Raw genomic sequence first — 21,290 nt, 5'->3', positions numbered from 1 at the left:
GTTTTCATTCAAGTCTTTGACGGAAATTTTTAACAATTTCTTTCTTGACGAACTTGACTAACTAACTGACTATGAACCCAGTGATACTAGCAAGGTTGCAAAACTTGTGTCGAGATGAAGCAGCATTTCAAATGCTCGAGCAGATTCTGGCAGTAGAACTTCAACAATTGGAGCAAAAGCTCGAGCGGGCATATTCCCAGGTGGAGCAACACAAAGCATTGTTCCAAGTCATTACTCGCCTGCGCGAACCTCTTAATGTGGAAGAGATTTTTCAAGCCACAGCGACTGAGGTTCGCCAACTTTTGAAAGCAGATCGTGTGGGGATGTTTCGTTTCTACCCAAACTCAGGTTGGAATGATGGAGAATTTGTATCTGAGGATGTGGATGGAGCTTTTGGGTCAGCCATGGCGCAAAAAATTCACGACCACTGCTTTGGAGAGCAATTTGCGGTTTATTATCAACAGGGTAAAATTCAGGCAGTGGCAGATATTTACAATAATGGCTTGAGTGAGTGCCATATTCAAATTCTAGCGCAATTTCAGATCCGGGCTAACTTAGTAGTACCTCTATTACGGGGTCAGAATCTTTGGGGATTGCTTTGTATTCATCAGTGTCGTGGACCGCGAGCGTGGCAAGCAACAGAAATCGAGTTTGCCACTCAAATAGCCACTCACTTAGGAATCGCCCTCCAGCACGCAGAACTTTTAGCTGACCTACAGACACAAGTGCTAGAACGCCAGGAAGCCGAGCAAGCAACTCAATTGTTGAACCAGGAACTGCAACGAGCGATCGTGGAACTACAAGCAGTTAATAAGGAGTTAGAGGCTTTTAGCTATTCCGTCTCCCATGACCTGCGTGCTCCTTTACGCAGTATTGATGGCTTCAGCCAAGCTTTACTAGAAGACTGCTACGATACGCTGAACGAAAGCGGACAAGCTCACGTGCGACGAATTCGAGCAGCTACTCAACGGATGGGGCAATTAATAGATGACCTCCTCAACTTGTCCCGAGTTACGCGCAGCGATATGTGTTTGGAACTTATCGATCTGAGTCGGTTAGCAAGTGATATTTGTACTGGTTTACAGCAAAGCCAGCCTAAACCCGAGGTTGAATTTGTGATTCAAACAGGACTAACAGCACAAGGAGATAGCCATTTACTGCGAGTGTTGTTAGAGAATTTATTAAATAATGCGTGGAAATTTACCGCCAAGCATCCTCAAGCACGGATTGAGTTTGGAGCGATCGCTACTGACAATTGTATCCCAGTCTACTTTGTTCGAGATGACGGCGCGGGCTTTGACATGGCCTACGCCAAAAAGTTATTTGGACCCTTTCAGAGGTTGCACAGTATGAACGATTTTCCAGGGAATGGGATTGGACTCGCAACGGTTCATCGCATTGTACGCCGCCATGGAGGTCGGATATGGGCACAAGGAGAAGTGGAACGGGGAGCTACTTTTTACTTCACGTTAGCCCCAGGAGAGGTAGAAGCATGAGCGAGAGTCACAAAATAATTCTTTTAATAGAGGATAATCCAGATGACGAAGCATTAACAATCAGAGCGCTTAAACGCAGTCATATCAGCAATCAAATCATTGTGGCTCATGATGGAGTAGAAGCTTTGGATTACTTGTTTGGCATGGGTGCTTATGCCGGACAGGACAACGTCAAACCTACGGTGATTTTACTAGATCTAAAATTGCCTCGTTTTGATGGCATTGAGGTTTTGCGTCGTTTGCGGGAAGACGAGCGTACTAGATTACTACCCGTGGTGGTTCTAACCACCTCTAACGAAGAACAAGATATGCTCGATAGCTACAGCCAGGGGTGTAATAGTTATATCCGCAAACCTGTAGATTTTCTTCAGTTTTCTGAGGCAATTCGGCAATTGGGGATGTATTGGCTGTTGATCAACGAACCACCACCTGTCTAGGGAGATAGTTAAGATGAAACCTGACCTACACGTTCTGATCGTTGAGGATTCGGAAGATGATGCTTTCTTAGTCTTAAGAGAACTGCGTCGGGGTGGTTATACCCTGGACTATGTTCGTGTAGATACTCCGACCGAAATGCACGCAGCTCTCGATCGCCAATCATGGGACATTGTAATTGCAGACTATAATATGCCTACTTTTAGCGCCCCAGAAGCTTTAAAACTTCTCCAAAGTCGGAAGCTAGATTTACCGTTTATTATTGTCTCCGGTACAATTGGAGAGGATGTTGCCGTTGCTGCAATGAAAGCAGGAGCGCATGACTACTTAATTAAAGGTAATCTGACTCGCTTGGTACCCGCAGTGGAGCGAGAGTTGCGGGAGGCTATCGAGCGGCACAAACGGCACAGTGCAGAACGAGCTTTACAGGAAAGCGAGGAGCTGTTTCGCCAATTGGCAGAGAATATGAGCGAGATGGTTTTCTGGATATCAGACTTCACAGAAAGAAAGCTGCTCTACGTGAGTCGATCTTACGAAAATATCTGGGGGCGCTCTTATGAGAGATTGTATACCAACTATATGGAATGGATAGAGGCGATTCATCCGGTGGATCGGCAACGCGTGCAGACAGCCTTTTTTGAAAAGTTGTTACTTGGTAATTATGATGAGGAGTATCGCATCATCCGTCCCGATGGGTCATTGCGATGGATACGAGACAGAGGTTTCCCTGTTAAGGACAAATGTGGCGAACCCTATCGAGTTGTTGGCATTGCAGAGGATATTAGCGATCGCAAGCAAGCTGAACAGCAAATTCGCGAACAAGCAGCGTTGTTAGATGTTACCACTGACGCTATTTTTGTTCAAGATTTTGAGTATCGCCTCTTCTTCTGGAATAAAGGTGCTGAGCGCTTGTATGGATGGAAAGCAGCAGAAGCCCTAGGTCAGAGTGCAGCCGAACTTCTATACGAATCTGAGGAAACTTTGCCGCAATTTGAAGCAATACGGACAACGCTAGTTAAAGAGGGTCAGTGGCAAGGTGAATTGCAGCAAGTCACGAAAGACGGCAAAAATATTATTGTCGAGAGTCGCTGGACGCTTGTACTTGATGAAGTTAATAGCCCTAAATCTATTCTAACTGTCAATACTGATATCACTGAAAAAAAACAACTTGAAGCACAGTTTTTACGAACTCAGAGGTTAGAAAGCTTGGGTACTCTTGCCAGCGGGATTGCTCATGACTTCAATAATATTCTCACTCCCATTTTGACAATTTCGCAATTACTATCTCGTAAGTTTCCTAACGTTGATGAGAACACCCAGCAATTATTGAGGATATTAGAAAGTAACAGTAAGCGGGGTGCCGATCTAGTCAAGCAAATTTTGTCGTTTGGTCGGGGGGCGGACGGGATCTGCACCGTTGTTCAGATTCGGCATTTACTTTTAGATGTCGCCCAAGTTGCTCAACGAACTTTCCCAAAATCCATTGAAACTCAAACTCACATAGCTTCAGACCTTTGGACTGTTTGTGCAGATACAACTCAACTTCATCAAGTGTTGATGAACCTTTGTGTTAATGCTCGCGATGCTATGCTTTATGGTGGTATGCTTAGTATAAGCGCTGAAAACCTTTGGATTGATGAAAACTATGCTCGAATGTATGTAGATGCTGAGGTCGGTCCTTATGTTGTCATCACTATTGCTGATACAGGAATGGGCATTCCACCGGAAATTATGGACCGCATTTTCGATCCATTTTTTACCACCAAAGAGTTCGGCAAAGGAAGCGGATTAGGTCTTTCCACTGCTATAGGTATTATCAAAAGACACGGTGGTTTTTTGAATGTGTACAGTGAGATAGGAAAAGGTAGTCGCTTTAAGGTCTATTTGCCAAGTAACCAGGTTAAGGAAACTTCAGCAGCAATGGATGTAAATTTATCTGACGGTCATGGCGAATTGATTTTGGTAGTGGATGACGAAGCCACAATTTGTGAGATTGCTAAAACGACTTTGGAGAGCCATAATTACAGGGTTTTAACTGCCAGGAATGGAATTGAAGCTCTTGCACTGTATGCTCAATTCAAGGGTAAAATCAGTGCGGTAGTCATAGACTTGATGATGCCCGGTATGGATGGTTCTACCACAATTCTGACGTTGCAACGCATGAATCCACAGATACGAATTATTGCGACGAGCGGAGCAACGTCCGATTGGACAGCATCTCAAAAGAAAAGTCTTGGCATTCAAGATTTCTTGCCAAAACCTTTCACAGAGAAGGCATTGCTGAATGGCTTACGAAATGCTGCACAGATAGTATCTTAATCACGCCATACTTCATTCACAACGTTCCCATCTGTCTCAACTAACTGAATGTGTAAAGGCATTTGTCCTGCTGCATGAGTCGAACAACTCAAACAGGGGTCAAACGCTCGGATACCCGCTTCTACACGATTTAACATTCCTTCGGGAATATCTGTTCCCTGGATGAAATGACGTGCAATCTGAAGCACTGTACGATTCATTGCTAGGTTATTCTGACCGGTAGCTATAATAAGGTTCACTTTTTGAATCAAACCGTTTTCATCAACTTTATAATGGTGAAACAAGGTTCCGCGAGGAGCTTCACTACAACCGATACCCTCAAGTTGGTTAACACCAGCATTGGCACGTAATTGAGTAGAGAGTAATTCAGGATCGTCGAGCGCGATTTCAATCCGTTCTATAGATGCCAAAATCTCAATTAACCGGGCGTAGTGGTAGAAAAATGATGAGGTAACTGTCTCTGTTCCGCAGTTTCTAAACTTCTCTAATTCTGCATCAGCAAGAGGTGTGCCAATGCGATCGCAAATATTAAGACGTGCTAGCGGTCCCACGCGATACATTCCACTATCGACACGGCAATGGTCATGTCGTTGGGGGTAACCAAGAGGACGATAGTACGGGAATTTTAAGTAAGACCAGGGTTCAACTGCTTCTGCAATGAATTCTTGATAGCAGGAAGGGTCAAGGCGATCGGCGATAATATTACCTGCACTGTCCACAAATCGGATATATCCGTCATAATTTTCCCACATACCCTCATGACTGACCAATCCCATAAACAAGCTAGGAAAATTACCAAAGGTATGGGCAACTGCTTCATGCTCTTTAAGTACACGCTTAAACCGCTCTATGGCATCTAATGCGATCGTTTTGACGAATGGAATCTGGCTTTTTATATGAGTGCGTCCTTCTTTAGATAAAGGTTCCCGAACACCTCCCGGAACTGCCCAAGACGGGTGAATTTTACGTCCCCCCAACAATTCAATCATTTCCTGTCCAAATTGGCGCAAACGAATACCACCACGAGCTAGTTCTGGTTGAGCAGCAATTAACCCAAATATATTGCGTTTTTGCGGATCGCTATCCAATCCTAAAATGAGATCGGGAGAACTCAGGTGAAAGAAACTGAGAGCATGAGATTGGATAATTTGTCCTAAATTCATCAAGCGCCGCAATTTTGCTGCGGCTCTTGGTATGGTGACAGCCAGAATAGCGTCTCCTGCTTTAGCTGAGGCTAATAAGTGACTCACCGGACAGATACCGCAAATTCGTGCTGTAATTCCCGGCATTTCCCATAATGGTCGCCCTTCACAAAATTTTTCAAAACCGCGAAATTCAGTGACATGAAAGCGAGCATCGCTCACTTGTCCGGTATCGTCTAAATAAATAGTGATTTTGGCATGACCTTCAATACGGGTCACGGGATCGATGACAATTCTTTGTGACATACTATTTTATGGCAAAGCAAATGCAGGTTTTGTAACTGCTTGAGGAAAAGAGACATCTTGATAAATTTCAGCTTTGAGCGGTTGGTAAAACATTTCGTACCACAAATGACCCACTCGTGTATCAAATTCTCCTAGTTGACCTCGGGTGAATAAATGCAAACATTTTACAGACTGACTCGGTAAAAAGTGCCAAGAGAAACAGCTTTTATTACCTTCATATGGGTGTATCATTGTATCTATGTGTTCGAGAGCAGCCATACCATAAGCTGGATAGGGATCTGCTGTCGAACCAATGGCAAACCAATTTGGTACGGGAAAGACTTGCTGAATATCTTCTGTCAATCCCATGTTCATATGAGCGAAGTAGCGAGCCACAAAGTAAAGATCGGCGATCTCTTTGCTATCTCCCATTTGGTTTTCTTCGCTCATGGATTTAGTTTTGATAAAGAGTTCTTCAGTTAAGTAGTCAACACCAGCATACAAACTAATGACTCTATACAATTCGCAAACTAGGTGACGATTATTACCTGTATCGGGAGCTGCACCTATGTAATCAAAGGGTTCTGAGGCAATAGTTATGCTAGAGCGTATAAAACCGCTAGATTGAGAGACAAGTCGGTATGCGCGATCGAACAAAGAGACGTGATAGGATGGCGATTTTGGATGAGATAGTCCGGGTAATAAGAGTTCGGCTACTTGTATGCACCGTTTTTCAGGTTCTTGTCCAAGCCACTCACCTCTTGCAGCTAAGAAGGGATCTAAAATTTCCTGATGGTCAAGCTGTACGCTAGTTGCAGATCCAGAAAACCAATTACGCCCCATATTCTCAGGATCGGGTATCAAATTGAACCAGACAATCAGACGATTGTTCGCCAGTCTGACACCCCGTGCTTCACCAGAATCTCCGTAGACTATTTCTACAGATGGCTCTCCCAGTTTTGCAGGCATTGGATTGCCTCGATCTAATCTGATAAAACCAGAGGCTAAAGTATTATCATTTGCACCCGGTGGAATTGCTTTTTGAAGTAAAAACACCAAAACGTCACGAGAAGAATCTTCAGGATCGATACGGTCAACTTGAGCACTTATGGGTGTATAAGAAAGATCGCGGAGATCTCTGAGCACTAGTTCTTCTGGAGGTATTTGGAATTCTTGATAAATAGGATACCAGGGGACAGTAATGTAACCACTCCGGTAATAATTGGAGGGATTGAAAAGTGTCAATAAATTCATGGACGGCATAAGCACCCTCCTCATGTTGTTATAGGGTTATGTTCTTTGTAGTTTTTGGCGATGGACGGGTTCAATCGCATCCTTCGAGCAGTTGCGATCGCTAGCTTTGCGAGTGTGTCATAACTCAAGAAATTTTAAGAAGACCCTAAGAGTAAGGATGCTAAGACCAGAATAAAGATGAGTACCAGTATTCGTTTGGAGTATTGTTTTAATCCTTGGATAATATTCATCGATTACCTCACGACTAGATTACAAAATGTACATAGACCTGAAATCCTTACCAATGACCAATGACAAATGACCAATGACAAATGACCAATGACAATCCTTCATTGAAGAATCTCTTACCCAAATTTGAGGAATTCTCGTCCCTCTAGTTGTGGTTTTTCGCCCCGCAACAAAGGTTCTAGTGCAGCCCGAATTCTGTTTGCGTCTGGAGGACAACCAGGTAAGTAAACATCTACAGAAACAACACTATGTACGGGTACGACTTTATCGAGTAAGGGCGGAACAATCCCTAATTCTTGTGGAATTTGCCCGCGAATATCCGCAGCTTCAATATAACAACGTTGCAGGACTGGTTCCGCGCTCCCGAACGGATTGCGTAAAGCAGTGACATTGCCTGTCACAGCACAGTCTCCAAAGGAAACAAGAATTTTTGAGCGTTGCCTAATTTTCTGGATTAAGTCCAAGTGTTCGCTGTTAGCGATCGCCCCCTCTACCAATACTATATCTACATCCTCTGGGTAATCCTTAGCATCTACAAAAGGGCTGTAAACAAAATCCACTTGTGCTGCAAGGTCAAACAGCCATTCATCCAAGTCAAGAAAGGACATATGACAGCCCGAACAACCTCCCAACCAAACTGTAGCAAATTTTAAACGAGCCATTGCTTTTTCTCCCGTGCTGTAACAAGAAATTCAAGTTGGGTGCGATCGCGTTTCATTTCTCCCACACCTGAACCTTTTTGAAAAATTGCGCCTGTGGGACAAGCGTTTAGACATTTGCCACAGTTTGTACAAGTTTGTGAGGTTCCCCAAGGTTGATTTAAGTCAGTAATGACATGGGAGTTTGTCCCTCTACCCGCCATATCCCAAGTATGTGCTCCCTCGATTTCATCGCAGACGCGGATGCAACGAGTACAAAGAACACAACGGTTACGATCGATGCCAAAGCGATCGTGAGAGATATCGACATGACGGTTAGGAAATTGATATTCTAAGCGAACGCTATCCATACCCATTTCAATTGCCAAATCTTGCAGTTCGCAGTTACCATTAGCGACACACACCGAACAAATGTGATTGCCTTCCGCGAATAGCATTTCTACAATCGTGCGACGATATTTTTGTAGGCGATCGCTATTTGTATGGACGGACATACCTTCAGCAACTTTCGTTACACAAGCAGGTTGGAGTTTATGACTACCAGCAATTTCTACTAAGCAAAGGCGACAAGCACCGACATCTGTCACTCCGTTTAAATGGCACAGTGTTGGGATATGAATTCCAGCTTCCCGTGCAGCTTCGAGAATGGTTTCCTCCTCACGGGCGCTGACTAATTTCTCATTTATTGTTAAAATTTTTACTGACATTTTCACCTCTCAATTTTTGAATTTTTATTTTATTTTTTTGATTTGAAATGTCAGATTTAACGGAACCCAGCCTGCTCAATCGTAGCACGGAAGAACTCCAAGTAACGGTCTGTCCCAAACCACCAGCCTGCACTCATTTGCGAGGGAATTGTAAATCCTCCAAATGTGTTTTCTTCCTGGTATTCTCCTCCAAAAGGAATGTAAGTATAGCTACTATCTTCTGTTTTATCTCCCCAACGCGGTAAAGAAAGCTTCTGTAGCTTGCCATCAGGGTCGATTGTGAGTGTCAGGATTATTGGTTCATCGTTAATCTTCAGACTTGCTTGGATAGTCCTCTCATCAATTGCCTTCCAACTGACACCGTGTTGAGGTAACAAAGCAGAAGGTAGCAAAACTAATTCTCCAGCTAACCGTCCAATGCCAGAGCGCACAAGAGCGGGGCTGCGAGCATTGACCAAAGGAAGCAGCCCCCAAAGGGAAAACCGCATTCGACCAAATCCGTTGGCATAGTAATCAGCACCTACCATTTGGCACAAACTACGACCAATTGCTGCTTTCCAAACAAATCCTTTTGCTGAAATAATTTGTTTTGCCCGCATCGGTAGCCAGGGTTTATCTTGCCCAAGCCTGAAACTGCCACTCATATCTAAACTTACAGAAGAAGCTTGAGGAGTTCCCGGCGCAATAGCGTGCAAAAAGTAGCGCTGCACGGGAGCAGGTAATCCCGCAACCATGTCTTGAGAGAAACAATTTTCTGCTGGCGCTGTTTCAAGCGTTCGCCAAATCTGATTAACTTCTCGATCGTTCCTTACCCCAATGATAACTAGAGTTATGAATGTAATCGCCAGCAATGCACCAATGCCGAAGAAAATTTTTGCAATCATTTTCCTCACCCTGTCTTGTAATGAATAGTAGTTCGGTGGTTAGTTCTAAAGAAAAATTTTAGAGTCGTTATACCGTTTTCAGATGAAGATGCATAGAAAAAACCTCCAGCATCTGTGGCATTTCTCCTTACCCCCCTTAATCCCCCCTTATCAAGGGGGGAAACAGGAAATTTATTTTCCTCCCCTTTATAAGGGGAGGTTAGGAGGGGTAAAAATAATGTGCAACTTCATATTAAATTGGTATTAAGAAGATTTGGTGGTTTCCTTAATCAATGCCAAATATTCATCCCGGAAATACCGTAACGTACTAAATACCGGATTCGGTGCTGACTGACCTAAACCACACAAACTGGTATGCTTCACCATGTGGCACAGTTCCTCTAGCAGTTCTAAATCAGCACGCGATGCTTTTCCCTCCCGAACTTTGGTTAACAATTGATACAACTGCACCGTCCCTACGCGACAGGGAATACACTTCCCGCAGGACTCATCCATGCAAAATTCCATAAAGAAGCGGGCGACATCCACCATGTTGGTGGTTTCATCCATAACAATCATGCCGCCGGAACCCATAATCGAACCTAGCTGAGTGAGAGATTCGTAATCTACAGGAGTATCAAAGGCTGAAGCAGGAATACACCCACCTGAAGGACCACCTGTTTGCACTGCTTTAATTGCTCTATTATCTAGATTTCCTCCTCCCATTTCTTCAACAATTTGCCGTAGAGTTGTTCCCATAGGCACTTCTATTAAACCCGTATTCCGAATTTTACCTGCTAAGGCAAAAACTTTTGTGCCTTTACTTTGTTCTGTACCGATACTAGCGAATACGTCTGCACCTTTGCGAATAATCCAAGGAACATTGGCAAAAGTTTCGACATTGTTAATTAAAGTCGGAAATCCCCACAAACCACTTTGAGCTGGATAGGGCGGTCGAGGGTGGGGTGTCCCGCGTTTGCCTTCAATTGACGACATTAACGCAGTTTCTTCCCCACAAACATAAGCTCCTGCACCAATACGAATATCAATTTTAAAGTCGAATGGTGAATCAAAAATATGACTTCCTAATAAACCAAAACGTTGTGCTTGATGAATGGCTATTTGCAAACGATTGATAGCGATGGGGTATTCGGCGCGGATATAAATGTAACCTTGATTTGCACCGACAGCATAAGCTGCGATCGCCATTCCTTCTAAAACACGATGGGGATCGCTTTCTAACACGCTTCTATCCATAAATGCACCTGGATCGCCTTCATCAGCGTTGCAGATAACAAATTTGCGATCGCTCTTTGCCTTAGCGACAGTTGACCATTTCACACCCGTAGGATAACCAGCACCGCCCCGTCCCCGCAATCCGCTACAGGTAATAGCTTCCACGACCTCATTGGAAGTCATTTCTCTTAGCACGTGAAAAAGTCCTTGATAGCCATCGCAAGCAATGTAAGATTCAATACGTTCCGGGTCAACTCTACCACTGTTTTCTAAGACAATAAGTAGTTGCTTAGTAAAAAATGGATGATTTAAATCGCCCTTTTGTACTTTTGTTTCACCACCATTTAATGCTGCAACAATTGTAGAAGTATTTTCAGGAGTGACTTTTTCGTAGAGTAATGTAGAGCTATTCTTTTTTAAGGAATTGTCAACTTGTACCAAAGGGCCTTGGCAACACAAACCCATACAACCGACACTGCGAATTTCTACTTTATCTACCAATCCTATTTCTTGAGTTGCTTCTTCTAAACTTTTTTTGACCCCAGTAGAACCAGACGATAAGCAACCTGCTGCCATACAGCAACGAATACAAATTAGCTTAGAGTTAACGCGCTCTTTTTCAGCTATTTCTAGTAGTTCCGTCAGATCCATGTTCTAACCATCCTTTTATTTGCTCGGTCACTAATTCTGGTGTTTGATGCCCACATACCATTTCATCAAATACAACTGCTGGTGCAATTCCACAAGCACCCAGACATCTTGCTGTTAACAGTGACAATTGATTATCTAGTGTGGTTTCACCAGTATGAATTTTGGCGTACTTTTCTGCAGCTGTTAGTAAATCCGCAGCACCTTTAACGTAACAAGCCGTACCCGTACACACCACACAACTATGTACGCCTTTTGGTGCCAAAGAGAACAAATGATAAAAAGTTGCTACTCCATAAACACGACTAGGTGGCAGTTTTAGACTGTGAGCAATGTAGAGTAATAAATCATTTTTTAAGTAACCAAAGAGCTCTTGTGCCTCATGCAATACTTCTATAAGCGCATCCTGCTGATATTGATAGCGTTTTATAGTGGCATCGAGTATCTTAAAGCGTTTATCACCGCTTGGATACTCTTGTAAAGGACTTTTTGTATACTGATTTTTTCGATGGCCTATCAAGGGATTCATATCTTTGTTTTGATATAGTGGACTGCTTTGATGTCTTTGCTTGAGACTCCTCATCCCTGTACATACATTTCACTGTCTTTACGATGCATTTAAGACACGTTTAATAGTATGTAATAATTCCTGTATCATGTAGGGCTTTGACAAAAATACTTTCACACCAATATCACTAGCTTCTAAAAGCTTTTGATTGCGTAAGATCCCGCTGATGGCAATAATTTTGACTGAGGGATTTATTTTTTGCAAGATGCAAGCAGCGTTTCGCCCATCCATCAACGGCATCTGTATATCCATCAACACCAACTTGATGTCATCTCTACGTTGGGTGAAGATTGAGAAAGCCTCAAGAGCATCACTGGCTGTAAGGATTTTGTAGTTATAGTTTTCTAGTGCGGTTTTAGTTGCCTCTCGAATATGTTCTTCGTCGTCTACAATGAGAATTAATTCGCCATTTCCTCTAGGCATCTTGATATCAGCAGCTTCCTGTTTTATTTGTGTATCACTAGCTGGTAAGTAAACCTTAAATTGGCTGCCTTTGCCCAATTGACTGTATACTTTCACAAACCCACCATGGTTCTTAACTATACCAAGAACAGTTGATAAACCCAATCCCGTACCTTTGCTCTTTTCTTTGGTTGTAAAAAAGGGGTCAAAAATACGCTCCTGTATTTCTGGAGAAATGCCACATCCTGTATCTGAGATTGAAATCGCAACAAAAGAACCTACTTTGGCATCCAAATTCATCCTGGCATCGTTTTCATTAACAATGACATTCTCAGCAGAAAGACTCAGAGTACCCCCGTTAGGCATAGCATCACGAGCATTAACGCACAGATTCAGCAAAACCTGATGGAGTTGAGTGGCGTTTGCCCAAATTGTCCAAAGATTTTCCATGAGTCTATTAATGTTAATTTCAATGGATTTTGGAAATGTACTTTTAAGAATCTGCTCAATTTCCTTTAACAGGTGTCTAACTTGTAGATGAACGCGATCGCCTTCACTTCCCTGTGCAAACGATAGAATTTGCTTGACAAGAGTTGCACCGCGTTTAGAACTGTCTTCCACCGTTTTCAGGAGTTGCCGATCTTCCTCATTAAGAGCTAAGCATTTATGTGACAACAGTTGAGTAACGATCAAAATGGGTGTCAGTATGTTGTTGAAGTCATGAGCAATACCACTAGCTAGGGTACCAAGGCTCTCGAGTCGTTGTGCGCGGAAAAACTGAGCTTCGAGTTGTTTTTTCTCCGTGATGTCAGTGTTGACGATCAGAATTGATTGAGGATGTCCGGTTCGATCGCGTACAAGTGTCCAACGGCTTTGAACGATGATGTTTTTGCTATCTTTTAGTATCTGGTTCAACTCTCCCTGCCATGACCCATGTTCTATAACAGCCAAAACAGCTTCCTCAAGTTGAGGTGAGATTTCTTTATACAAAAGCTGATTGGCATTTTTACCAAGAACTTCGGTTGCTTGCCATCCATACAGATGTTCAGCGCCCTTATTCCAAAATAATATTTGGTTTTTTAAATTGCAAACGAGAATAGCGTCTGTAGCAATATTGAGTAAATCTGCTTGCTGGCTGATTTTTTGTTCTGTTTGCTTGCGTTTGGTAATGTCTTGGAAATAAACTGACAAGCCCTCTGGCGTGGGATAAGCGTGTACTTCAAACCAAGTGTTGAGAGATGGGTAAAATTCCTCAAATTCAACAGTCACCTGTTGTGCTACTGCTCTGTGATACTCGCGATAAAATGACAGAGCGATCGCATCTGGAAATTCCTCCCAAACGTTTTTGCCAATGAGCTGCTCTTGGGTTCTGTGCAATATCTGAGCTGCTTGCTGATTGACATAGGTGAACCGCCATTCACAATCTAGTGCTAAGAAGCCATCCGCGATCCTTTCAAGAATGTTAAAGATTTGATTTTTTGCTACCTTTGCCTCTGCATGAGCCACCTGTTCTTGAGTAAGAAGTAATTGGCACTGTTGTTCGGCTTGTTTGCGTTCAGTAATATCTCGGACTACAGCAAGAAAACCGTTAGAAACTCCGTTATCATCGGTCAGTATGCTGACCGATGACTCAACGTAAATTTCTTCTCCGTTCTTTTTCCGATGAATATTCTCTCCTTGCCAAATCCCTCTCGTCGCTAAAGCAGTGTACGCAGTTTGTTCATCCTCTGCTTCGAGCCAGCGATAATGATTCACTTCTTCCAAGCTGCGACCAAGAACTTCCTCAGCTTTATACTCATATAACCGTTCTGCTGCTTTATTCCAATAAGTAATGCGATTGTGCGAATCAATTGCAATAACTGCATCGTTCACCCGCGACAGAATAGAAGCCTGAAATTGAATTTGTTCTTCTGCCTGCTTGCGATTCTTAATTTCCTTCTGTAATAGTGCATTTGCTTGAGAAAGCGCTGCTGTGTGTTTTTCTATCTTGTTAGTATCAGGGTACATTTGCCGATTGACTTGTTTTAATTGGATCTTCCACTTATCTAAAAGTTGTTGTAGATGTAATGCTGTCATAACACAAAAAATTCTACAGGAGCGAGTATATGCAGAAAGTGGGTCATCGATTTAGTATGAGTGGGACTCTGAATATTCATTTAACTTGCAAGTTAAATGAATATTCAATGTTACTAAAATTAGCTCGATATAGAAGCACTCACGCTTTCTTTGGCAACTTTAGTTGCTTTCTCATCAAAAGGAAGTTGCACAACATAAACTGAACAAGGAGCGTGGTGAAGAACATAATTACTGACGCTACCGAGCAACAGTTCCGCTAAACCAGAGTGACCTCGACGCCCAATTACAATCAGATCGGCGTCCCAAGTCTTAGCTAAGTCACAAATGGCTCGACTGGGATTGCCAGGAATTTGTCTAAATTCAGCGTTCACATTAGCTGTGTTTGCTTGAGCGCAAAGTGCTTGTAACATTTCTACACTTTGATTTTTCCACCTGTCCCACTCTTGTTGATGAAACTCTGAGACTTGTTCCCACATTGCTGGATAGTATTGAAAAGTGGATACGGGTATATATGGACTACCTTCTTCTTCATTAGATAAAACGTGTAGCAGCAATAAGCTAGCTCCAGTCATTTTTGCTAAACCAAAGCCTTGTTCAAAAACATATTTGCCTATCTCAGAGCGATCTAATGCAATTAAAATCTTTTTAAACATATTAACCTCTAATACTGTATGCTAAGTGAATTTTTTAACAGAGAATATTCTTATAATTAGGTATAGATAAATAATTTGAGAAACTTGTGAGGAAGACGAGAGGTAAATATGTTATTATATTAAGGTCAAATGAATATTTGTAATGAAGCTACACTTGTTCTCGATTAAGAAAACTTTATCCTCACAAGTTCCTCATGTTGTTTTTCTACAATTATATTCATAAGACTCAGGATTAGACTCTATTAAGGAGTTTGAGTGTTATGAAGAAAATAAAACTTTTTGTAACGGTATATAAGATAATCGCATGATGACTCCGGCTCAATAGACATTATATGTAAACGGTCAAAAGCGCGAGTACTCGCATATTTTTACTATGGCACACGTTAGTCTGCCTTGATTGATAAATTATCCAAGACCTCAGTCGTCCTGGTGCTTTTTCACAACAAGAAGAACAACCAGAACTTGTAACTGATATTTACTAGGAAAAGCATAGCAGCACTCCGCAGTATGCAGAGTGCCTTTCTTTGTAATTGACTTACCCACCGCACCAGTTATCGTAAATTTGTCCTGTCATCGCCTCTGGAAACTCATCGCAAAATTCTTCAAAGGCTGTTTTTTCGATTCTGTTTGCACTTTGATGGGCTATTTCAGATTGTAATTCCTCAACGACATCCCAAGCTGCAGCACACTCTTCGGAACGAGGAGAAGTTTTTGCACAGACTTCACGAGCTTTTTTGATTGCATCTTGAAGTTCTTGTTCTAGCAAGATTGTCCGAGGGAGTTCAACAAATTTGCTTCTACGGATAATGTCAGTTAAAGAGATAATGCCTAAAAGTTCTCCTTGGATAACTGGTGCCTGTAGCAGGTGGTGATCGGCAAACAACCTGGCGACATATTCCACACCTAAATCAGGATTAACCACAATACAAGGCTTGGTCATGATTTCATGGACGCGGACTTTGCAAGGGTCTTTACCGAAAGCTATGACTTTATAGACAATATCTGATTGGGTAATGATACCATATGCATCTTGATTATGGCGACGCTCGACGATGAGCGCTCGCCAATCTCTTTCTTTCATCAGTCGAACTGCCTCAGCCACAGTTGCCGAACTGCGGATTGTGGCAACATCTTGAGTCATGATGTCTGCGGCTGTTAACATATCAACAGTCATGATGTTTTCCTTTCTATCGTCTTTGCGAAAACTAGACTTTTTCTGCTTTTGCTTCTTATGCAATCGGCTCGGTAGTCTTTTTATCTAACTCCTTGGTTGCTCGTTCTCGCATTGTTTCTTGTAAATGTTCTTCATGCAAGCGTCCTTCCGTCATAGCTTCCCGTGCTTTTTCTTGCACAGTTAGATCGACTTTGACGACATCGCGTTGAGATGTTTCGCGTTTTGGTAATGTTAAAGTCACTACACCATCTTTGATTTCTGCTTTGACTTCTTCATGTTTAACATTTACTGGTAATGCAATGATGCGTTGAAATTCTCCGTAACTAAACTCCGAATGATAAAAATCTTTGCTATCGCTGGTTTTTTCTTCTTGATATTCCCCTGCAATAGAAACAGAATTTTCACTGACTTGAATGTCTAAATCTTTTGCATCTATTCCCGGCACTTGTATTTTCAGAAGAATATCTTTGTCCAATTCTTTAAGTTCAATAGCTGGATTCCAAGCTATCCTTGACATTTTGGAAAATATATTATGTGTTTGTTCTGGATGCATCATTTCATCAAACAAACGGTTCATTTGTTGACGGAGAGCCCTGAGTTCTTTGATGGGTTCCCAATGTATTAAAGACATATTTAGACTCCTCTAATATACTTCTTGATTAAGCCTGCTTCTGACTCCATTATCAACTTAGAAAAAGAGTTTGAGGAAATTGTGAGGAAGACCAAAGGTAAATATGTTATTATGTTAAGAGCAGATAAATATTTGTAATGAAGCTGCACCTGTTCTTGGTCAAGAAAACTTTATCCTCACAAGTTCCTCATGTTGTTTTTCTACAATTCTATTCGTAAGACTCAGGATTAGACTCTATCATGGAGTTTGAGTGTTATGAGGAAAATAAAACTTTTTGTAACGGTATTGGTTGCTTTTAGCCTCATGCTTCCTGCACGTCAAAAAAATGACGCAGTACTGACATTACGCGCTCGTCATGGTTTTCCTGTTTGGAGTGGCTGGAGACAAGACGATTAAGGCGTATGAGATAATAGTTCTAGGAACATCACATAGAGTCAGTCAGTTAGCTAAAATTTTGTCTTGTAGTTGAAACAATAGCAAACGGTTGGGACGCAATCAACCTTGAGTTTAACCATTTCTGCAATTGTCTTTTATGTAACAACAATGCTATTTTATTATTTGATGTATCATAAGAACCGCGAAGTGTTTTTCCATCAATTGCAATTATTTCTTGATTGGTTAACTTACTAATAGATTGAATCCAACTTATAAAACTATGCGTGAAGTTGTTCGGGATTAATTCGGGCGAATACTCTAGCAAAAGTGTCATGAGAGGGAATACCATTCGGTAATTCTAAAAATTTTTGAAAAACCGAGTATTTTGACTCCCCAAACAACTCAATATCTTCCCATGTATCTGCTTCACAAATGACAGCACAAATAGAAATTGTGATTATATCAATTAACTTATGTAATTTTTTCCGGTCTATTCTAGGATCATCAATATTATTAAAATGTTCAGCTATTGTAATTTGAGGTTTTAGTTTCATGAGGATTAGCCCTAACTTCTCACCAAGGGCATCATGTAGGGCTAAAATCTATTGTAAGACGAGTGTGGCCTCTTATCAGAGAGAGACCGATAGCGGTAGTACCGCATCGTTATATTGATACGATTGAACCTTACTTTATTGAGGAGAAGCTTGTTTATCAAGGTAATCAATCTCTGATGGAAGAAGATTTAGCCGAACCTATAAACTTCTTCTGTTCTTGTTCGGTTAAATCGCGGTACAATTTTTTTCTAAGCTGCTCGGCTAATTCTTTAGTTTCTACTGTCCAAAGGCGAACAGTATTGTCAAAGCTAGCAGAAGCGAGTTGTTTTTTGTCTGGACTAAAGGCGATCGTGTTGATTTTTTCTTGATGTCCGAGAAGAACAAAAGGAGCGTTGTTTGCATTGTCCGAATCCTGGGTCTCGATATTTTCCAAATTCCATAGCTCGATGCTACCGTCATAACGTCCCGAAGCGAGCCATTGGTTATCTTTAAATGCCAGGGCAGTTATGCAAAAATTCAGCTTTGACTCGCTCTTTGAATGCCTAGTCTCGCTCTCTGACAGTTTTGGAGGAATTGCTTGAGGTATCCGACTATCAAGCTGACTGATATCCCACAATAAGAGATATTGTCGAGCACTCCCAGAAACTAGCCACTTTCCATTAGGACTAAAGGCTAAAATGATGGGAGGTTCTGTTTCTCCATAGATTTTTTCATGTTTAAGAGGAGGCTCAGTCAGTAATTTTTTAGTTTTTAGGTTATACAAGTATATTTCTCCTGATGTGTAAGCAACCGCTAAAATCAATTCATCACTAGAGACATAGGGTTTGAAAACCACAGAATTAACAGGTTGGTTATGCAGATTGTCAGGTGTAATAATATAGCTCTGCTTATGTTGATTTAGATCCCAAACTTTTATAGTTTGACTATCATATTTTAGTTCCTCAGTAAATTTCAGATTATAATATTCTAGTCCAGCTGCAAGAAATTGACCGTCAGCACTAAAGGCAAGTGAAGTAATTTTGCGTTTTTGATGGTGTTTTAGACAATTTTTTTTGCTAAGAAGTATTTTTCCTTCCTGATTCCGCTGCTTCACATATTGAAAATCTAGCTCCCATATCCAAATCGAGCCATCGGTATATCCAACAGCTAGCTTTTTCTGTTTCCCTTCTCCAAAAAACGTTACTGTTGAGATTCCTTGAGAAACGGAACAAGAAGCAAGAGATTGAGTTAAGTTAGTAGGATCGTCACATTCTCGAACTTCTAAATTTCCATCAGAGGTAACTAGAACAAACAGTGACTCGTCAATCCAAGTAACTGCTATCACCTTTTTTCGCCGTGGTTTAAAAATATTGGATTTAGCCCCTAAATTCAAAAACTTAACTATTTGATCCCAAACAAAATTTTCCTTAGACAGACAAATTTTGGGGTTAGCCCCCAAAGTCCAAAAACGGATTGTCCGATCCCAACTACATGAAACCAAACGCTGGTAATTGTTTGGAGCAAATACAACTGAAGAAACGCCATAGGAATGACCATACAATACTTGTGGAGCTTCTTTAACATTCTCAAGGTTCCAGACCCTAATTGTCTGATCTTCACTGGCTGAAGCTAGATTTATTGAATTTCTATGAGTTTTGTTATTACTATCTAAATTCGGTTTATGTAAACTAAAATTAATTGCTCTAATAGCTTCTTTATGCCCTTTCAAAACCTTTTTCAGTGGATTATAAATGTAAACCTTAATTCGATCTAATTGCCACAGGTGTATTGTACAATCTTTGCTTGCTGAAGCTAGTAATTTTCCATTCGGTGCAAACGCTACACAGAAAATTTCTCCCCAATGTCCTTTTAAAGTCCTAATTAGCTTGGGATTTTGGGGGTCTTCAATATTCCAAAGATAGACCATTCCATCTCCTCCTCCAGCAGCAAGTAGGTTACCATCAGAGCTAATATCAATTGACCAAATCCAAGCAGATGAAGGTTGGCTTTTCGGATAATTATGTCTGAAAAATCGCTGTGCAAGCCTACTAGTTAGACTATCTAACCAGTTTTGTAAAATAGTTAGCCAATCTAATTGACGCTGCAATTTTGACAATTCCTTAGGTTGTTGAGGTTGAGTAATATCCCATAACCAAATATTACCTGCCCAATTACTTGCTGCTATGAATTTCTTATCGTCTTTGCGTGGAATGACTGAAACTGAGGTAAAACCTGTGTTATTATTCGGGTTTAACAACTTATCTGGATTGATAATATCAGAACCAATTTGTTGTAAATTGTCGTTATTTCCTTGTAAGTTATGAAGATCCCAAAGTTTAATCGTTCCATCTCGACTGCTAGAAATCAGCATTTGGTTATCTTGACTAAAGACAACTGCTATATCTAAATTGGAACCAGGAAATATTTGAATTTGACGCGCATCGTGAGCCTTTTCTTTGTAACCTATGCGTTTAGGACTTTTACCTTCCTGCTCTACATCCCATACCCGAAGACTTCCATCATGATTGCTAGCAGCTAACATTTTTCCATCTGCACTAAATTTCACCTGCCAAAAATCTTTTCCATTAAGCTCTTGATTAGTTGTGTCCAGAATAGTTGTATCCAGAAGACAACTAAAGTATGGATCTTGTACAATCTCTCTCAAGACTTCATCAACTTGTGATAAATTCTCAGGGTAGCCGAACTCATCATTGCATTGGTAAGCTTGGTATGCTAACAATCCAGCTAACTCCTTTTTTCCTCGCCTACAAAAAGCTAAGGACTGATCTGGTAAGCTTTGTTTTAGACTAATCCCTCGAAGTTGCTCTATATATCTTGTGCGCCAAGATTGAATAGCCGGCATTAAACCATCGAAATAAATCTCGTAACGTTTCTCGTTATCGTTTTGTTTTGGCGATAAGCTGACTGTTCGCAAGATGCGTAAACTATCTAAATCACCAAGAAGCTTTTCAACTTTCGAGTTCTCCATTGCTGGTAAATTTAGCCGTTCCAAAACTTTAGCGTCTTCTTGAGCGAAAGCAATGATTTCCTTAACAGACAGAGCACGTTTACTGCCACAGGGTGTACTTAAGATAATAAAGAGCACGGAAAACTGTACTCAGCTCTTAGTTTTTTGTTTTTTTTACATTGATTCTGATTTTTTTGTGAGTTCTAAATTTTTAACTTATGCCATCTACATAATCTGAATTATTTCTCTAATTCCTTCTTTGATAATTTCATCTTCTGATGATTTTTGTTGACTTTTTCTGAAAAATCTGGACGTTTATTCTAGATTTTCCTAAGTCTTTTACTATTTCTAAATTTAATAAATAATATTTTTTTTAGATTCTTGTTGCTCTTTTTCTGCCATCTCCCACAACTTAATCATTACCAGTTGTAGAAAAGGAGCGACAACAAATTTTTCTTCATGAGCCAAATTAACCAAAGCTATGGTAATTTTGTCTGTGAAGTCTTCTTCAAAAATTTCGGATCTTTTTAAATTTGATGATTTATCTAAATTTTTAAAAATAAGAAAACTTCCAGAAAAACTAAAATATGAAATTTTATATTCAGGATTTTCTCGGCTACATTCTCTAGGTTTTGCAA

General features: G+C 41.1%; 17 protein-coding genes and 1 pseudogene. 4 read left to right on the top strand and 14 right to left on the bottom strand.

Annotation, left to right across the window (positions count from 1 at the left end):
* The first annotated feature begins 71 nt into the window (after positions 1 to 71).
* The 3 genes from F7734_RS42295 to F7734_RS42285 are packed head-to-tail and all read left to right on the top strand — an operon-like array spanning position 72 to position 4,250.
* Positions 72 to 1,496, top strand: coding sequence for a GAF domain-containing protein (locus F7734_RS42295; RefSeq protein ID WP_155750371.1), 1,425 nt, complete (start codon positions 72 to 74; stop codon positions 1,494 to 1,496).
* Positions 1,493 to 1,933: a response regulator gene (locus F7734_RS42290; RefSeq protein WP_155750370.1), complete on the top strand. Its 441-nt coding sequence runs from the start codon at positions 1,493 to 1,495 to the stop codon at positions 1,931 to 1,933. Before F7734_RS42295 ends, F7734_RS42290 begins: the two co-directional genes overlap by 4 nt.
* Positions 1,934 to 1,946: 13 nt before the next feature.
* On the top strand, positions 1,947 to 4,250 hold the full coding sequence (locus tag F7734_RS42285; RefSeq protein ID WP_155750369.1) for a response regulator: 2,304 nt from the start codon (positions 1,947 to 1,949) through the stop codon (positions 4,248 to 4,250).
* On the opposite strand, the gene F7734_RS42280 is transcribed toward F7734_RS42285, so the two are convergent.
* The 11 genes from F7734_RS42280 to F7734_RS42230 form a co-directional block, all read right to left on the bottom strand.
* Positions 4,247 to 5,698, bottom strand: a complete 1,452-nt coding sequence (locus F7734_RS42280) for a Ni/Fe hydrogenase subunit alpha (protein ID WP_155750368.1) — start codon at positions 5,696 to 5,698, stop codon at positions 4,247 to 4,249. The two genes, F7734_RS42285 and F7734_RS42280, sit on opposite strands and share 4 nt — an antisense overlap.
* Positions 5,699 to 5,704: 6 nt before the next feature.
* Complete coding sequence (locus F7734_RS42275) at positions 5,705 to 6,940, bottom strand: hypothetical protein (protein WP_155750367.1); 1,236 nt, start codon at positions 6,938 to 6,940, stop codon at positions 5,705 to 5,707.
* Positions 6,941 to 7,275: 335 nt separating this feature from the next.
* On the bottom strand, positions 7,276 to 7,821 hold the full coding sequence (locus F7734_RS42270; RefSeq protein WP_155750366.1) for an oxidoreductase: 546 nt from the start codon (positions 7,819 to 7,821) through the stop codon (positions 7,276 to 7,278).
* Positions 7,809 to 8,525, bottom strand: coding sequence for a bidirectional hydrogenase complex protein HoxU (hoxU, locus tag F7734_RS42265; RefSeq protein WP_155750365.1), 717 nt, complete (start codon positions 8,523 to 8,525; stop codon positions 7,809 to 7,811). The genes F7734_RS42270 and hoxU overlap by 13 nt, the downstream gene beginning before the upstream one ends.
* 56 nt (positions 8,526 to 8,581) lie before the next feature.
* Positions 8,582 to 9,409: a DUF6544 family protein gene (locus tag F7734_RS42260; protein ID WP_155750364.1), complete on the bottom strand. Its 828-nt coding sequence runs from the start codon at positions 9,407 to 9,409 to the stop codon at positions 8,582 to 8,584.
* A 243-nt stretch (positions 9,410 to 9,652) separates the two neighbouring features.
* The gene (locus F7734_RS42255) at positions 9,653 to 11,275 is read right to left on the bottom strand and encodes a NuoF family protein (RefSeq protein WP_155750363.1); all 1,623 of its coding nucleotides are present in this window, start codon (positions 11,273 to 11,275) and stop codon (positions 9,653 to 9,655) included.
* Positions 11,244 to 11,801: a bidirectional hydrogenase complex protein HoxE gene (gene hoxE / locus F7734_RS42250; RefSeq protein WP_155750362.1), complete on the bottom strand. Its 558-nt coding sequence runs from the start codon at positions 11,799 to 11,801 to the stop codon at positions 11,244 to 11,246. The genes F7734_RS42255 and hoxE overlap by 32 nt, the downstream gene beginning before the upstream one ends.
* 78 nt (positions 11,802 to 11,879) lie before the next feature.
* Positions 11,880 to 14,318 (bottom strand): PAS domain S-box protein, encoded by a 2,439-nt coding sequence (locus F7734_RS42245; protein WP_155750361.1) that lies wholly within the window; start codon positions 14,316 to 14,318, stop codon positions 11,880 to 11,882.
* Between the two features lie 119 nt (positions 14,319 to 14,437).
* Positions 14,438 to 14,971, bottom strand: a complete 534-nt coding sequence (locus F7734_RS42240) for a universal stress protein (RefSeq protein ID WP_155750360.1) — start codon at positions 14,969 to 14,971, stop codon at positions 14,438 to 14,440.
* A gap of 535 nt (positions 14,972 to 15,506) precedes the next feature.
* Positions 15,507 to 16,133: a CBS domain-containing protein gene (locus F7734_RS42235; protein ID WP_155745455.1), complete on the bottom strand. Its 627-nt coding sequence runs from the start codon at positions 16,131 to 16,133 to the stop codon at positions 15,507 to 15,509.
* Positions 16,134 to 16,200: 67 nt separating this feature from the next.
* Entirely contained in the window at positions 16,201 to 16,776 is a 576-nt protein-coding gene (locus F7734_RS42230; RefSeq protein WP_155745383.1) for an Hsp20/alpha crystallin family protein, read from the bottom strand.
* A 255-nt stretch (positions 16,777 to 17,031) separates the two neighbouring features.
* Here F7734_RS42230 and F7734_RS42225 point away from each other — a divergent pair, with 255 nt between their 5' ends.
* A complete protein-coding gene (locus F7734_RS42225; protein WP_155750359.1) occupies positions 17,032 to 17,172 on the top strand; it encodes a hypothetical protein in 141 nt (46 codons plus the stop codon).
* A gap of 145 nt (positions 17,173 to 17,317) precedes the next feature.
* Here F7734_RS42225 and F7734_RS42220 read toward each other — a convergent pair.
* From F7734_RS42220 to F7734_RS61185, 3 genes and pseudogenes are all read right to left on the bottom strand, one after another.
* A pseudogene (locus F7734_RS42220) lies at positions 17,318 to 17,705 on the bottom strand (ISAs1 family transposase); the annotation flags it as partial.
* A gap of 166 nt (positions 17,706 to 17,871) precedes the next feature.
* Complete coding sequence (locus tag F7734_RS42215; RefSeq protein WP_155750358.1) at positions 17,872 to 20,790, bottom strand: WD40 repeat domain-containing protein; 2,919 nt, start codon at positions 20,788 to 20,790, stop codon at positions 17,872 to 17,874.
* Positions 20,791 to 21,006: 216 nt separating this feature from the next.
* A partial coding sequence (locus F7734_RS61185) for a hypothetical protein (RefSeq protein WP_166482492.1) occupies positions 21,007 to 21,290 on the bottom strand: 284 nt, incomplete at its 5' end.

The organism is Scytonema sp. UIC 10036 (assembly GCF_009725235.1).
The sequence above is the reverse complement of the archived record's forward strand: the minus strand, read 5'-3'. Positions and strand labels throughout refer to the sequence as shown.